Origin of the sequence: Peribacillus sp. TH16 (genome assembly GCF_016651095.1) — a bacterium.
Lineage (GTDB): Bacteria > Bacillota > Bacilli > Bacillales > DSM-1321 > Peribacillus > Peribacillus butanolivorans.
In genome coordinates, this window is sequence record NZ_JAEKEM010000002.1 from 1922352 (window position 1) to 1937036 (window position 14685).

Sequence of the window (14685 nt, forward strand, 5' to 3'; positions counted from 1 at the left end):
ACCCGTATTGGGTGCTTTATTTATTAGGCCTAAACTTAATTTGCTCTAATTTACGTTTATCTTGGTCTCCTGCAAATTCGATACTAATTACATTAGCTAAGTTGATATGCTTCCCACCTGCTTGTAACCATGTCGCATTTTGAATTAACTGCAGATTCAGAATACTATTGGCTTCATCAGTATAGGGTTCATTCGTCTCTAACTCCTCTGTTTCCCCATTCACATAATAAAATTTGTATTTTGCATTACTCATTTTCATCAGCCTCTTCTCTTGTACTTAGTTCGACAAGGAAGGGTGATTGTCCTGCATTTAATAAGGATAACAAAATCAGATTGTCTCCTTCCTTCAAGGTCGTACAGTAATGGTTCCCGTATGCACCCTAACAAATTCAATGTCTAGGTTAAGGAACATAAAAAAGGCTGTCAAAGGTTTCTCGACAGCCTGAGGGAGGGCAACTTTCTTTCGTTATCTCTTATCTATCAAAATACTGTTTCATTATCTCTTTGAATCGTGTGCTATCTATTTCTTCTTTTGTCACTTTCCCGTCGTCCCACTGCGTAAAGGATGTATCGGTTAAAGTGATGTTCCCGCTATTTGTAAGTCGAGTGATTAAAGGATGTTTGTTAAAAGGTGATTTTGGGTTTTCCCTGATGATAGTTTGAATCTCATTCAGTTCCACAACATTTTCTACGGTATTTGAAGAATCGAAAGCATACCCAATTTTCCAATCGGGATCTTTATGTTTCAGCTTTAATTCAAAAATATAATCTCCATGTTCGTTACATTCCTTTTTAATTCGAAATTCACCATTTTGAGAAATAACGGTTTCTCCGTTAAACGGTACTGGTTTTAAAGGTAAATTCCCTCCAAATCCCGTATCGACTAAATAAGTTTGACCTTCATGATTTAATAGAATGGCGACATGGGTTCTACCTATGGTCATCCACCCTTGATTGTAAATTACGCCGCGAACTAAGAAAACGTCAAAGTCATTTTCCACTAGGAAAAAATAAAGCGCCGTATTCAATTCATAACAAAGTCCCCCCTCGTTTCTCACAAGAACTTTGTTCATGATATTTTCTTTGTTGATGTCACTAAGATGAGATGCCATGATGGATAAGTTTTCAAAGGGAATTGTTTTCGCTGTCTTTTCAAGAATTTCATCTAATTTTTCAAAAGTCACTTTTTCATGTTCCAGCAGCCCTATTCTTTTTCGGAATAATGCGTTCAGTTCATTCATTACGATTTCCCCCCTTAAGTTAGACACTGCAAAAAGGTATCTTAACTCTTTACATATTTCATTATACTTTGTCCATATTTTAGTCTTCAACTATTCTGGAGTGCCTTGCGGTCTATGGATGCTCTATACAAATGAGCTGTATGTGGCGATGCAACAGAATATCCTTATGTATATGTATTAGTGCATCTACACGTGATCTAACGGGCTATTCATTCACAATAACTCCATCGTTTTTGATTAATCATTTCTTGTTTAGTTCATACTAATTTTTGATGAAAGATTATTATGGATGGAGTTGAATGGGATATGGAATTTGAAGCAAAAAACACTACAGAAATTACTCTTCACGATTATAAAGCTGGTATTGGTATTTTTACGGATAAAATGCCTGAGCTCGCTGAGAAATTCAATTCCTTTACGGAAGAATGCTTTAAAGAAGGTCTATTATCTAAGAAAGAGAAACAGCTTATCGCTTTAGGCATAAGCTTATATTCTCAAGATGAATACTGTATTATCTACCATACTAAAGGATGCCTTGATCAAGGGTGTTCAGAACAAGAAATCCTGGAAGCAATCGGAGTGACGGCAGCATTTGGTGGAGGAGCAACTATGAGCCAGGCTGTAACTCTTGTCCAAAATTGTGTTAAGGAAATAAATCAGATGAAACAATAATAAGGAAACAACACTGGTTAATATTATTGAAGGGATAGGACTTACGGTGCTTAGTCCTATCCCTTAATAAATTGCTATAGTTATCTAACTGGTCGGAATAAATTTGCTAGTTTTTTTAGATTTTGTTTGTTTTTTAATTAATGCTTACGTTGTTATTTCCTTGTGCGGGTGAATATGAATTCAACATTTGTTGCATATCCTGCTGTGCAAGCTGTGGAACTTGGTAGTAATGATGTTTGTTTTGATATATCGAAATCTCATATGCCATTTCAATGCAGTTCGGAACAGAAGCTGCAAATACGCGACGCACAACTGGGTTTGTAATTTCAAGTGCAGACATTGCTTTTAAAGAAGCAGCAGACTTCACTGCCCCAAGCATCAAGCCTGAAATGCATTCATCCGTAATTTCCGATACGGATTGCAAAGGTTTCTTTGGCTGAGTTGGTGTCAATCCATATATAAAATCGTTACCTTGATTCATGTTGTAACTCTGTGTTCGTTTGGATGGGTCCTGGCCAGATTGAAAGCACTCTAATGAAAGGTTATATTCATCTTGGATGAACTGATATTGACGATCCAGAATGTCCAGTAATTCCTGATCCTGTACATGCTGACGCAAAAGCATATAAGTGTTTAAAGTACCAATCGTTCCCGACAACACTTCATGTACATCGAATACTTCGTGACCACCGTGATTCATTTGTGGGGGTATAGCACCTGTTTGCATATTCTCGTGTGTTTGACCTTGTTGATTTTGCATCATGTAAATTCCCTCCTTGTTTTATGATGTGGACAAGCTTAGTATGTTAAAACAAAACAAGAATATCCGTGCAAAACCCTCCCATGAAAACCTAATAAAGCCACGTTCCTTTATACACTGGTTTTTATGACTAACATGATCCGAAGAAATGAGGGACATATAGGATAAAGAAAAATACCTGGGGTAACTTATACTTATAAAAGAGAAAGGTAATGCCGAGGGTATCTATGGAACTTTCTCAAAGTCTGATTCGGTGCTTATGAAAAATAAGGAAAAAGGATGGTTAGTCCTTTTTCTCCTTAATACTTATAAAACTGAATAATCCCAAGGAGCATTAAAGTCTTATTGATTTGCAATTTTTCTACTTACTAGAATACCAAGAATCCAAAGTTATTTAATCGAGAAATCCCTACCATTGCAGACTCTCAATTAAGTGGCACTTTGTGCATTCTTGTAAATAATCATTTTTTACAAATTCATGATTACAATTTTCCCGAAAAATACTCAGCTCTTTTTTAAGCTGATCCAGCTGATTTTCCAACTGTTTTATTTCAACTTTAATCTGGATTACTCGATTCATCGAATTCTCCTTTTCGTCCATATTATTGATAGATTTTTCCGTCTGTGTTTCTAAATTCATTCGCTTTTTCTTTCAAGCCTTCATCAATTACAGACTCAAAACCAAGCCCTTTTTCTTTAGCTAAATCACGAATATCTTGTGAGATTCTCATGCTGCAGAATTTAGGACCGCACATTGAACAAAAGTGAGCTGTTTTGGCACCCTCAGCAGGCAGAGTTTCATCGTGATATTCAACGGCTCTTTCAGGATCGAGCGATAGATTAAACTGATCTCTCCAACGAAATTCGAATCTTGCTTTTGAAAGGGCATCATCTCGTTTTTGAGCATTTGGATGGCCTTTTGCTAGGTCAGCGGCATGGGCTGCAATTTTATACGTAATAACCCCTATTCGAACATCCTCTTTATTTGGAAGACCAAGGTGCTCTTTCGGTGTCACATAACAAAGCATCGCAGTTCCAAACCAGCCAATCATGGCAGCCCCAATCGCAGAAGTAATATGATCGTAGCCAGGAGCTATATCAGTTGTTAGGGGTCCCAATGTATAGAATGGGGCTTCTTGACAAACTTCCAGTTGCTTATCCATATTTTCTTTAATTAAATGCATTGGAACGTGACCGGGCCCCTCAACCATAACTTGTACATCATGTTTCCAAGCAATCTTTGTTAGTTCACCCAATGTTTCCAATTCCGCAAATTGCGCCTCGTCGTTTGCATCTGCAATAGATCCAGGACGAAGTCCATCTCCTAATGAGAAAGATACATCATATGCTTTCATGATTTCACAGATTTCTTCAAAATGAGTATAGAGGAAGCTTTCTTCATGATGAGCCAGACACCATTGAGCCATAATAGAACCCCCACGGGAAACAATTCCCGTCATCCGCTTTGCTGTTAATGGGATATATCGCAGAAGCACACCAGCATGTATGGTAAAGTAATCAACACCTTGCTCAGCCTGCTCAATTAAAGTATCCCGAAAAACCTCCCATGTTAAATTTTCAGCGACTCCATCTACTTTTTCAAGCGCTTGATAAATCGGTACTGTTCCAACAGGTACAGGCGAATTTCTAATAATCCATTCACGGGTTGTGTGTATATTTTTTCCGGTAGAGAGATCCATGATGTTATCGGCTCCCCAGCGAGTGGCCCAAGTCATTTTTTCTACTTCATTTTCGATGGATGAACTAACCGCTGAATTCCCAATATTCGCATTTATTTTCACATGAAAATTACGTCCGATAATCATCGGCTCACTTTCAGGATGGTTAATATTAGCCGGTATAATGGCCCGCCCGCTAGCTACTTCATCTCGTACAAACTCAGCGGAAACACTTTCTCTAATCGAAATAAACTCCATTTCTGGGGTAATGATACCTTTACGAGCATAATGGAGTTGGGTTATGTTTCTCCCCTTCTTTGCACGCAAAGGATTTCTTATCAATCCCGGAAAAACTTCTGCTTTGGAATGAGACTCAACTTTTTTATACCCATTATCTTCTGGTTTTATTTTACGCCCCACATACTCTTCAACGTCTTCCCGTTCAAGAACCCAGTTGCGTCTAATAGGGTCAAGACCTTTACGAATATCAATAGAATACTCAGAATCCGTATAGAAACCGCTAGTATCATATACGCGTAGAGGTAAATTTTCCTCTTCACCAAATGCTCCTGTTGTGGGACTTAGTTTAATTTCACGCATAGGAACTTTTATATCAGGTCTAGACCCCTCTACATAAACTTTTTTACTTCCTGCAAAATTGGACATAATTGAAACGTTCATGTCATTTACTGAATTACTCATGATTTCATTTCTCCTTTTTAAGTTAGATTAAAAAGGACAAAATCCAATCCATTTTCGCACGAAAAAGCCAGGTCTCATATTTAAGACCCGGCTAAAGTTAGTATGACTACAGAAATGACCAAATTACATGTCATTGAATAGTAGATTCTAACTTCCCCACGCTGGTATGAACCAGATCAGGTCCTGAGGGTTAAGAAGCTTTAACGCGCTTCTCTCTCAGCCCAACTTTTATTGGACACCCCTAGTCTGAATAATATTAATTATTACATGGTAACTATATACCATCCATTTTGGTTTGTAAATAAATTCAAAGACCTATTATTTTAATGCCATGTTTTGAATTAAATAAAATCCCCTCCAAGTTAAGTTTTTTTGAACTTACTACTTGAAGGGGATATATCCGTTATTTATTTAGACTCTCAAGGATAGGAAAAAGCTCCTCTAAATGCGTAATTTCATAATTAGGGATGACTTCATTCCGTTCCTTATCATGACGGTTTATCCAAACCGATTTAATGCCTGCACGTGATGCACCAAGGATATCCGTCATTAAATTGTCGCCGACCATTAATACTTCATGCTTATCAAGCTCCATGATTTCTAATGCATGCTCGAAAATAGAAGCATCCGGTTTCCCACGTCCAAACGCGCCGGAAATAACGATTTGATCGAAATAAGGAACTAACTCAGGCGTGATTTCAAGCTTCGTATTTTGAAGCTCAGGCGAACCATTCGTCAGCAATAACAATTTGTACTTCCCTTTTAACTCATCTAACACCTGGAATGTTTCTTCATAAATAAATGGTTTTTTCCGTCTCTCAGCAGGGAAACGTTCTGCTAGCTCAAGACCAAATGCCGGGTCATCTATCCCTAATGCCTTCAAGCCTCTTGTCCATGCCTCTTTCCGATAAGCTGGTACAATCTCGGCCATCTTACGGAATTCATCATGATCATCTTGAAAATTACCCCAAAGTCCTTCAAACGGGTTGATACCGATCATTTGCGTAAATTCATATGTATCATAAGAAGAATAAAGCTCACGTGCTTCTTTCCGTACCGCTTCCTCAAACTCGTCAACATTCAAATCATATTTCGCCTTTGCCAATTCGCATGTCGCTATAAAAGCCTCTTTCACACTCTTCTGATCCCAAAGTAACGTATCATCTAAATCAAAAAAAACTGCCTTTACCAAAATGCTCACCCTCTTTTCCCTACCATTGAATTCGAAAAAATTACACTATTACAATAATAAACCACAACCATTAGAAAAAGAATAACTATCGGTAAAATGCCTTCATCTTTCTTTGAAATATCAAAAGGCTTACCCTATTTGCTCATGAAAACTTAAAAAAGTTCACATGCGAGTTTTTCCTTATTTTCTTTCGAACACATACAACTTTCCATTACTAGCAATCTTAAACTTTGGACCTGCGAATCCCCGTCGGATCAGCTCTTTCCTCATATATACCATGAGAGCAGCATGACTCACAATCAAAACATCCTGCTCTCCTTTTGCGAGAAGCTCGTCCAATACTTTATTGATCCGTTTCTCAGCAATCTTAATCTCCGCTCTCGTCTGCTTGTTAACTACCGAGCAACAGCGAATCCAAATGGCCCAAAGTATGAATGGCAGCTTCACCTTCCCGTTAAGAGGTGGAGATGGTATTTCCCGAAGTTCCTCCATCTGATTAACCTCACCAGGATAGATATGCTCAGCCGTCTTCACTGCTCTCGACATATCGCTGCAATAACATCTCTTCCATTCCACATCGTCCAATAAAGTTGTCCCATAAATAATATCTGCTGCATCATAATCCTTAAACCATTGATTCATATCATCCGCCGTCACATATTTTCCAGTTGGGAATTCATGTGCCACCTTAAAGTGTCGTACTAAACCAATTTTCATTTTTTTCTCCTCTTTAACTTTTGAAATAAAAAATTCACTTTCTAATTGATCCACCTACTTATATAATAGATAATGTAAAAATTATACAAAGGTGGTAATTGAATGCTATTCAAGAATTTCACTAAGATTGTCCTTGCTGTCGCATTAACTTTTACATGCATCTCTTTTTTACTGATAAAAATCGACTCAGTCTCAGCAGCCACTACAGAAAATGCCACGGTAAATACGAAGGGTTCCCCTTTAACTGTTAGAAGTGGCCCCAGCACCAGCTATAAAAAAGTAGGATCGTTGGAGAAAGGGAAAGCCGTAACCGTTTATTCGAAAACAAAATCCGGCTGGTCGGAAATTCGGTACAATGGAAAAAAAGCCTATGTATCTACAAAATATTTAAAATTCAGCAATGTGAAGATAACCAAGAAAAAATATAAAAATATCAGTGACTTGTCGTATCCGCAAGTATCAGGACTTAAAAGTAAAGCAGCTCAGGATAAAATTAATCAGGTGTTAACTAAGCATGCCAAGGACGCCTATTCCTCTTATCTGCAAGCCAAAAAGGATAGGGAAAAAGATAAAAATGAGGAATGGTGCAAAGAATCCCCATACTCTTGTCAGTATAGTTACAGTATTTCGTATAAAGTGAAATTCAACCAAGATGGAAAGCTAAGCATTCTTATTGACGATTACTACTATAGCGGTGGAGCTCATGGAATGGGATACACAACATCCTATAATTTCAAAGAATCTTCCGGTAAACAGGTGAAAATCAGTGAAATCCTCACATCCAAAGTGAAATATACGAAGGTGCAGAAATATGCTTATGACTACATGAGGAAAAGAGATAGTTTTTATGTGAAAAAACAGAGCGATGTTCCCGTCAATAAGGATTCACAGTTCTATTATACAAACGGGGGGATCTATCTCGTATTCCAAGAATATGAAGTGGCTCCTTATGCCGCTGGCCATCCTGCCGTAAAAATCCCAAGTAAGGTTTATAAATAATTTCGTTGCACAGGGGCTAACTCCTGTGCTTTTTTAGTACCCTTTAATTCAATATATCTAACAAATGATGAAAAATATAGAACCATATTTCACAATCCGATGCGATTTCATGCATACTTACCATCGCATTCAAAAAAGTGGATTTTTTAATAATAGATATTTGATGGGAATATGTTTTTAACCAATGCCGAACTTACTTTTGTCTGATTTAAACATAATTCGAAGAAGCTCTTAGTTAAAGGACGAGAATAAGGAGTGAATAGGGTTAGATGAGGCCGAATACGAAGAAAAGCTAACCAGAACAGATTTAAAATGATCCAAGAATAATAATGAAAATAGAGAAGGCTTTTACCTTCTCTATTTTTTTCACTTCAAAAATTGGAGTTCCGTAATCGTACATATTTTTCTAAATTTATATTTACCGCTCATATCACTAAATTGGTAATTATTCAGTACCTTTTCCAGCTGTCCTTTTAGCTTTTCTTCCGCGATAAATGAATCGACAGTCACTTTCCAATTTTCTTTTCCGATTAGATCATCTAACGGAATAATGTCTAGAACTTCATCATAAATTTGGATGCTCTGATCAATTCCAAAGCTTCCGTATATGCTGCCATTTTCATCAGCAAAAATATGCTCCGATTCCAGATCCTCCACCAACACCTCTAAAAACCCCTTTGACTCAACAGGCTTGATGGCAATCTCTGCTTCAGCCTTTACAGGCCCTAATCTCTTATCAACAATCTCAATCGTTAATTGAACTTGAATAGGCTGATATACTGCCTCAAACCCTTCACAAAGTTCAGCCGCCGAATTATATACCATCAGACCTACCTCCCTTTATCAATATTATTATATAATAAATTGTATCATTTTCTTATCAAACACTCTTATTCAAGATCATTTATCGGCCTTTCTTTTTTTAAAACACATATTATACTTCTCTATATCATAATACTATGAAGATCTGACGCGCAAATTGCCGTCGATGTCACACGTACGATAATATCATCCTTCTTCTGAAGTTTCGGATTAGGTTTAAATTCTAAAAAACGAGATACAAAAAAAAGCCCCGAAGAATCGAAGCTTACTTATGGATACCTTTATTTAGTTGATGATTCCTAATAAGCTTATATAGATCTTCTCAATCTATTCTTCATTTACTCATAATCTGATTGTGTTTTTCTTTTTTATACTCTTTTATTACCTCATTAAATACATCAGGGTAATTTGTAAACAATCCCGTTGCTCCCCATTCTAAAGCTTTTTTCATATCAGCTCTTTCATTTACTGTATACGGATGAAATTGAAGACCATGATTTCTGACCATTTTCACGTATTGTCCATCTATCTTAGTGAAGTTCGGACCAACTCCAATGGCATATTCCTTAATAGATTCCAATTCTTTATCAGAAATAGTTGCCTGATTCTTATAAGAGAAAAGTTGAACCAGTGGCAACTTTGGATTCATGTCATGAACCTTCAACAGACTTTCTTTGCTGAACGATTGTATAAGTACATTTTTGGTACGTCCCTTTGAATCTACCATCTTATAATCTTTCAGAACCTCTAGAAGTTCTTTTTCCATTCCTGGATATACCTCTGGAGACTTAGTCTCAATATAATAATTTGCCTGTCTGCCAAATTTTTTAAAGACCTCTTCAAGAGTTGGAACCACTAACCCTTTATATTTCGTTTTTGCAAATTGCGGATATTTTTCATTGAACCAAGAGCCGGCATCCAGTTTTTTTATTTCTGCTAGTGTTAAATCTTTCACCAGACCTGTACCATTTGTTGTGCGATCCACCTTTTCATCATGCATCGCTATTAATCTTCCGTCCTTAGTCATCTGGAGATCGATTTCTATGTAGTCACCCTTCATTTGTTCTCCCAATTGATAAGCGGGAATGGTATGTTCAGGAGCATAACCAGAAGCACCGCGATGCGCGATATTCACAATTTTCTTCTCATAAATTGATGAGTTTGAGTGATTTTCTTTTGCTGAAGCAGCTGAAGCATCCAACGATGTAGCCTGTAATATAAATCCTACGCTCATAATACATAGACCTAATTTCTTTATACTAGTTTTCAATTTCCCTCTCTCCCTTCTATTCTTACTTTCATTTTAGAAGGGAAATGTAAAGCTACAACTAATATAGTGTAAAGAAACTACACCTCTATAAAAATAAGGAAAGAAACCCATAAAACAGCATACTGATAAAAATCACTTAGTTCGTTTCACCTATTTTGAATGCACTATCCAGTTCCTTTAGACTTATTTTACTTAATTTGCTTCCCAATTTAAAGCTTTGTAAAATGAGATATCAAAATCTATGTTTTTTTGATTTACAAAAAACTAGTAAAAGATTACTATTAAAAAAAACAGAATATTAAAATCAAGGGGAATTATGTTAAAAAACTATCAGTATTATCAAAACAAACACCGATTTATACTTAAGGCATTTATGGCAATGATATCCTTTTTACTATTAGTTGGCATTTCTGTATCTCCAATAAGTTGGAAAGCTAATCCTTACGATATGTCTTTACAGGTCATTTTGATATCTGGAATCATTCTTTCTTTGTTATTTTTCGTAAAAAAAGAAACTAATTTATATAAAACCCTGTTCATTTTCTTAATTACTGTTTATTTATATATTAAATTTTGGGTATTCCCAGATACTGCAATTATGTTGTCTTTATTCGCAATAGCACCCTTAATCCCCATTTTTCTCTTTGATAAAATAGGGTTTTATATTGTCGCTTCTTTAAATATCATACTTGGACCTACTTTTATCTTAGTTATTTCGCATACAAATCTTCAGTATACGTACGAGTATGTCGCATTAGATAGTTTTGGTAATACATTGAATTTTATAGCTATACAAATAATATTAGTATTTGTATTTATAGGAACAAACAATAGAATGCAATCCACAAATGCATTTCATAAAGAAATTCAACAAGCTAAACAATTAAATTCAGTCGGTCAGCTAGCCGCTACCATTGCGCATGAAATAAGGAACCCCATTACAGTCGTAAAAGGATTTGCCCAATTATTAGATCAAGAAAAAGAACTGAACGAAACAGAAAAATTTTATGTACAAACCATGCTTACAGAACTTGAATATACACAGGTAATAATTAATGACTATTTATCATTAGCAAAACCACAATCAGGAAATATCCAGGTTATTCATTTGAATCATGAAATTCAGAAAATCTCTGATCTATTAACTAGTTTTGCTAATAATTGTAATGTAGGCTTTCTACTTAAATTTAGCGGAGAACTATACATCAAAATGAATCCGATTGAACTTAAACAAGTATTAGTAAATATTATTAAAAACGGGATTGAATCAATGAACAATCCCGGATTTATCACTGTAGAAACAGAACAAGAACGAAATATGGCAAAAATAAAAATCACGGATACAGGTATAGGACTTTCTAAGGAACAGCTTGAAATACTAGGCACGCCGTTTTATTCACTTAAAGAAAGAGGTACCGGTATCGGCTTAACTGTTTGCTATAATATCGCCCAAAAATACAAGGGAGAAATTATAGTTAAAAGCCAATTGAATAAAGGAACATCCTTCACTATTTTTTTACCTTTATATAAAGAAAAAGAATAAAAAACAACACCTTCCAGTAACTCCAACAAAACAAAAAAAGGATGACCTCCCATCACGGGCGGTCATCCTTTTCAATTAAGCTTTAAAGCTATCTTGCCATTTAAGTAAATGATTTTCCAAAAAGCGGACAAAAGAGTCTGAGATTTTACCAGCGAGAGCAAAAATGATGATACCTACGAATACGACGTCAGTTTGCATAAATGAACGGGCATCTTGGATCATGAAGCCTACCCCTTTATCTGCCCCTAATAATTCAGCGACGACCAAGCACATCCATGCGGAACTTAATGCTAAACGGATACCGAGTAATATGTTTGGTAAAGCTGCAGGAATCATGAGCTTCGTTATTTGTTCCAGACGGCTATATTCTAAGATTTGAGCAACATCATATAGTTTTTTATCCACATTCCGAAGTCCTAAAAAGGTTTGTAAATATAAAGGAAAAAAAGCACCTAACGCAATAAGCAGTACTTTAGATAATTCACCAAATCCGAACCACATAATGAATAAAGGTGTAATGGCAAGTAAAGGAACTGTTCGTAACATTTGAATGCTTGGGTTTAAATACTCCTCGGATTTTTTTTGCATACCAACAATGACTCCGATCAATAAACCTAAAAAACCACCTAATGCAAAGCCAAGAAGCGCCCGCGTTAAACTAATTTGTAAATGTATGGCCATTTCACCTGACTGAACGAGATCAATAAAAGTAGTAACGATCAATAAAGGTGATGAGAATAATTGGGCAGGCAGGATTCCAACTGAACCTAATGATTGCCATGCAATCAACACTACAACAGGAAGGAATAATCCTCGAAATGCTGATTTGGCCATTTTGGATTGTTTTGTCGTTTTCCTAATGACAATCGTCTTGTTTTGAGCAACGGTCTGTGTAGACATTTTCTTCATCCTTTCTTTCTTTTTAAAAATTTTATTAGATGCTCCAATCTTCCTTTTCTTCAGGATGATGATCTAGTTGATTTAAAATAACGGACCTAAATTCTTGGAACGCTTTGCTTGTTCGAGTTCTTGGATAAGGTAAATCAATTGGAACGATACCTTTAATCCGTCCAGGCTTTGCATCCATGACGACCACTTTCTTCGATAAATAGATCGATTCATCAATATCATGGGTGACAAGCACCATCGTTGTCTTATTCCTCTCCCATATTTCCAATAATGCTTCTTGAAGATGTGTTCGCGTGAAAGCATCCAATGCACCAAATGGTTCATCTAACAATAAAACTTCAGGGTTACGTAATAAGGCTCTGGCAATCGCGACCCGCTGAGACATTCCACCGGATAATTGGCGTGGATATGCCTTTTCAAATCCTTTAAGTTTAACAAGTGAAATCAAATCATCCACCCTTTTTCTTATTTCTGGCTTTTTTAATGGAAGGTTACCTGAAATATTCTTCTCCACGTTTAACCATGGAAATAAACGGTGCTCTTGAAAAATGAAACCACGGTCTTTGGAAGGGCCACTAACCTCCTGATTGCCTACAATAATCGCGCCTTCAAAGTCTAAATCAAGTCCTGCGATCAACTTTAATAAAGTGCTTTTCCCGCAACCACTCGGACCAATGATGGTAACGAATTCACCATTGTTTACGGTTAGATCCAAGTTATCCAAAACATGGACTCTTTCATTATCATTCTTAAATGTCTTGCTTACGTGATTAATTTCTAACGTCGATACCAATACTCATCACCCTTTCTCAAATAAAAAAAATAGAGATCCAGCAAGAAGACACATAATGTCCCTTTGCTGAATCTCTAGTTAACTAGTCGATTCAATATTTCATTTTATATTAACTTATCGATTATTTAATATCAACACCTAATACCAATTTATTTTATCGGATTAATTATAAAAAATAATTGACAGATTATTCTAACAGCTGTTAAGATGCATTCATACACCAATCCGCTTCACAAAGGAGCCAATTCAATAAAAGTCATGTGAATCAACTGGACTACCGGAGATTCAATGAAGAGTAACCCCGGCATACTCTTCGTTGAATCTCTTTTTTGTCATTAATCTGACTATCCAGATGTGGTAAGTGTAATAAAAAAAGGGAGGGAATTCATGAAGAAATATCGTAGCCAGTTAACCGCAGTACTACTTGCCATCATCAGTATCGCAGTATTAGCAGGCTGTAATTCCGATGCCGGCAAAGCTTCCGGAAAAAGTGATCCACTAAAAGTGCATATTGCCCTAAATGGCAAGATGGGGCCATTAGTCATTGCAAAGGAAAAGGGATTGTTCGACGAAGAGTTTTCTAAACTGGATGCCCAAATCGAGTGGAGTGAATTCCCGAGTGGTCCCCCGCTGTTGGAATCCCTTGCTTCCAACAGGGTTGACCTATCTTTTTTAGGGGATGGTGCACTAATTGCCGGAATTGATAAGAATCTACCATTCGAAGTGATTGCACAAACAGGTCAGGGTGAGTCTTCTGTCCGGATCCTAGCTCAAGCAGATAGTAGCATAAAGCAGATTGAAGACTTAAAGGGAAAAACGGTTGGTGTTGCCTCGGGGACAACGGGCCATGTGTATTTAATTAAGGCATTGAAAGCTCATGGTTTAACGACTGATGATATTAAACTCATCAATTTACAACCGGATGATGCCCAGGCCGCCTTTGAAACCAAACAATTGGACGCTTGGGCCATATGGAACCCTTATTATCTTAATAATATTGAAAAAGGAAATGCAGTCGCACTTAAAGTAAAAGGAAAAATATTAGCTCCTGGTGCAATCATTGCACGTAAGGGTTTTGCCGAAGAACATCCTGAAATTGTAGAGGCCTATTTAAAGGTTTATAAAAAAGCAGCCGATTGGCAAATTGAAAATCCAGATGAAGCATCTGAAATTTATTCTAAAGAAACTAAATTGCCTGTGGACACAGTCAAGAAAATAATAACGGCTGAAGAGCCAAATATCTTCTTTACTGAAGAGGCCATCAAAGCACAACAAGAATCAATCGATACTTTAGCTGGTGTGGGTTATATCAAGAAATCGTTTAATTTTAAAAACCAGATCCACAATGAATACATTGATGAAGCCTTTAAAAAATAAAAAAACATA

Annotated in this window: 15 protein-coding genes and 1 riboswitch; of the genes, 4 read left to right on the top strand and 11 right to left on the bottom strand. The window is 36.5% G+C overall.

Going from position 1 to position 14685, the window contains the following annotated elements; all coding sequences use genetic code 11:
- Nucleotides 1–16 precede the first annotated feature (16 nt).
- The gene (locus JFV29_RS09285; RefSeq protein ID WP_053344532.1) at nt 17–253 is read right to left on the bottom strand and encodes a hypothetical protein; all 237 of its coding nucleotides are present in this window, start codon (nt 251–253) and stop codon (nt 17–19) included.
- Nucleotides 254–473: 220 nt separating this feature from the next.
- A complete protein-coding gene (locus JFV29_RS09290) occupies nt 474–1241 on the bottom strand; it encodes an arylamine N-acetyltransferase family protein (protein ID WP_201182741.1) in 768 nt (255 codons plus the stop codon).
- 306 nt (nt 1242–1547) lie between these two features.
- Here JFV29_RS09290 and JFV29_RS09295 point away from each other — a divergent pair, with 306 nt between their 5' ends.
- On the top strand, nt 1548–1913 hold the full coding sequence (locus JFV29_RS09295; protein WP_201182743.1) for a carboxymuconolactone decarboxylase family protein: 366 nt from the start codon (nt 1548–1550) through the stop codon (nt 1911–1913).
- A gap of 133 nt (nt 1914–2046) precedes the next feature.
- Here the strand turns inward: JFV29_RS09295 and JFV29_RS09300 are convergent, their stop codons facing one another.
- The 5 genes from JFV29_RS09300 to JFV29_RS09320 all read right to left on the bottom strand — a co-directional run bounded on the left by JFV29_RS09300 (nt 2047) and on the right by JFV29_RS09320 (nt 6963).
- The gene (locus tag JFV29_RS09300) at nt 2047–2673 is read right to left on the bottom strand and encodes a spore coat protein (protein ID WP_201183492.1); all 627 of its coding nucleotides are present in this window, start codon (nt 2671–2673) and stop codon (nt 2047–2049) included.
- 409 nt (nt 2674–3082) lie between these two features.
- Nucleotides 3083–3253 (bottom strand): hypothetical protein, encoded by a 171-nt coding sequence (locus JFV29_RS09305; RefSeq protein WP_162878748.1) that lies wholly within the window; start codon nt 3251–3253, stop codon nt 3083–3085.
- Nucleotides 3254–3275: 22 nt separating this feature from the next.
- Nucleotides 3276–5057: a phosphomethylpyrimidine synthase ThiC gene (thiC, locus tag JFV29_RS09310; RefSeq protein ID WP_342214743.1), complete on the bottom strand. Its 1782-nt coding sequence runs from the start codon at nt 5055–5057 to the stop codon at nt 3276–3278.
- Nucleotides 5058–5190: 133 nt separating this feature from the next.
- Nucleotides 5191–5307: riboswitch (TPP riboswitch) on the bottom strand.
- 150 nt (nt 5308–5457) lie between these two features.
- A complete protein-coding gene (locus JFV29_RS09315; protein ID WP_201182747.1) occupies nt 5458–6246 on the bottom strand; it encodes an HAD family hydrolase in 789 nt (262 codons plus the stop codon).
- A gap of 180 nt (nt 6247–6426) precedes the next feature.
- Nucleotides 6427–6963: a histidine phosphatase family protein gene (locus JFV29_RS09320; protein WP_201182749.1), complete on the bottom strand. Its 537-nt coding sequence runs from the start codon at nt 6961–6963 to the stop codon at nt 6427–6429.
- Between the two features lie 102 nt (nt 6964–7065).
- Here JFV29_RS09320 and JFV29_RS09325 point away from each other — a divergent pair, with 102 nt between their 5' ends.
- The gene (locus JFV29_RS09325; protein ID WP_201182751.1) at nt 7066–7962 is read left to right on the top strand and encodes a PdaC/SigV domain-containing protein; all 897 of its coding nucleotides are present in this window, start codon (nt 7066–7068) and stop codon (nt 7960–7962) included.
- Between the two features lie 366 nt (nt 7963–8328).
- Here the strand turns inward: JFV29_RS09325 and JFV29_RS09330 are convergent, their stop codons facing one another.
- Both JFV29_RS09330 and JFV29_RS09335 read right to left on the bottom strand, forming a co-directional pair.
- A complete protein-coding gene (locus tag JFV29_RS09330; protein ID WP_201182754.1) occupies nt 8329–8787 on the bottom strand; it encodes a hypothetical protein in 459 nt (152 codons plus the stop codon).
- 331 nt (nt 8788–9118) lie between these two features.
- Nucleotides 9119–10018, bottom strand: coding sequence for a glycerophosphodiester phosphodiesterase (locus tag JFV29_RS09335; RefSeq protein ID WP_201183494.1), 900 nt, complete (start codon nt 10016–10018; stop codon nt 9119–9121).
- A 352-nt stretch (nt 10019–10370) separates the two neighbouring features.
- On the opposite strand from JFV29_RS09335, the gene JFV29_RS09340 reads away from it, so the two are divergent.
- Nucleotides 10371–11597: a sensor histidine kinase gene (locus JFV29_RS09340; protein ID WP_201182756.1), complete on the top strand. Its 1227-nt coding sequence runs from the start codon at nt 10371–10373 to the stop codon at nt 11595–11597.
- A 75-nt stretch (nt 11598–11672) separates the two neighbouring features.
- Here the strand turns inward: JFV29_RS09340 and JFV29_RS09345 are convergent, their stop codons facing one another.
- Nucleotides 11673–12506 carry an ABC transporter permease gene (locus JFV29_RS09345; protein ID WP_379161119.1) on the bottom strand — a complete coding sequence of 278 codons (834 nt, stop codon included), beginning with the start codon at nt 12504–12506 and terminating at the stop codon, nt 11673–11675.
- A 25-nt stretch (nt 12507–12531) separates the two neighbouring features.
- Entirely contained in the window at nt 12532–13299 is a 768-nt protein-coding gene (locus tag JFV29_RS09350; protein WP_201182759.1) for an ABC transporter ATP-binding protein, read from the bottom strand.
- Nucleotides 13300–13686: 387 nt separating this feature from the next.
- Between JFV29_RS09350 and JFV29_RS09355 the strand changes: the two genes are divergently transcribed.
- A complete protein-coding gene (locus tag JFV29_RS09355) occupies nt 13687–14676 on the top strand; it encodes an ABC transporter substrate-binding protein (RefSeq protein ID WP_201182761.1) in 990 nt (329 codons plus the stop codon).
- The last annotated feature ends 9 nt before the right edge of the window (nt 14677–14685 follow it).

What these genes read in the sequence shown, in the direction of transcription:
- JFV29_RS09285 (WP_053344532.1), bottom strand. Translation starts at nt 253, where the DNA reads ATGAGTAATGCAAAATACAAATTTTATTATGTGAATGGGGAAACAGAG.
- JFV29_RS09290 (WP_201182741.1), bottom strand. Translation starts at nt 1,241, where the DNA reads ATGAATGAACTGAACGCATTATTCCGAAAAAGAATAGGGCTGCTGGAA.
- JFV29_RS09295 (WP_201182743.1), top strand. Translation starts at nt 1,548, where the DNA reads ATGGAATTTGAAGCAAAAAACACTACAGAAATTACTCTTCACGATTAT.
- JFV29_RS09300 (WP_201183492.1), bottom strand. Translation starts at nt 2,673, where the DNA reads ATGCAAAATCAACAAGGTCAAACACACGAGAATATGCAAACAGGTGCT.
- JFV29_RS09305 (WP_162878748.1), bottom strand. Translation starts at nt 3,253, where the DNA reads ATGAATCGAGTAATCCAGATTAAAGTTGAAATAAAACAGTTGGAAAAT.
- JFV29_RS09320 (WP_201182749.1), bottom strand. Translation starts at nt 6,963, where the DNA reads ATGAAAATTGGTTTAGTACGACACTTTAAGGTGGCACATGAATTCCCA.
- JFV29_RS09325 (WP_201182751.1), top strand. Translation starts at nt 7,066, where the DNA reads ATGCTATTCAAGAATTTCACTAAGATTGTCCTTGCTGTCGCATTAACT.
- JFV29_RS09330 (WP_201182754.1), bottom strand. Translation starts at nt 8,787, where the DNA reads ATGGTATATAATTCGGCGGCTGAACTTTGTGAAGGGTTTGAGGCAGTA.
- JFV29_RS09335 (WP_201183494.1), bottom strand. Translation starts at nt 10,018, where the DNA reads ATGAGCGTAGGATTTATATTACAGGCTACATCGTTGGATGCTTCAGCT.
- JFV29_RS09340 (WP_201182756.1), top strand. Translation starts at nt 10,371, where the DNA reads ATGTTAAAAAACTATCAGTATTATCAAAACAAACACCGATTTATACTT.
- JFV29_RS09345 (WP_379161119.1), bottom strand. Translation starts at nt 12,506, where the DNA reads ATGAAGAAAATGTCTACACAGACCGTTGCTCAAAACAAGACGATTGTC.
- JFV29_RS09355 (WP_201182761.1), top strand. Translation starts at nt 13,687, where the DNA reads ATGAAGAAATATCGTAGCCAGTTAACCGCAGTACTACTTGCCATCATC.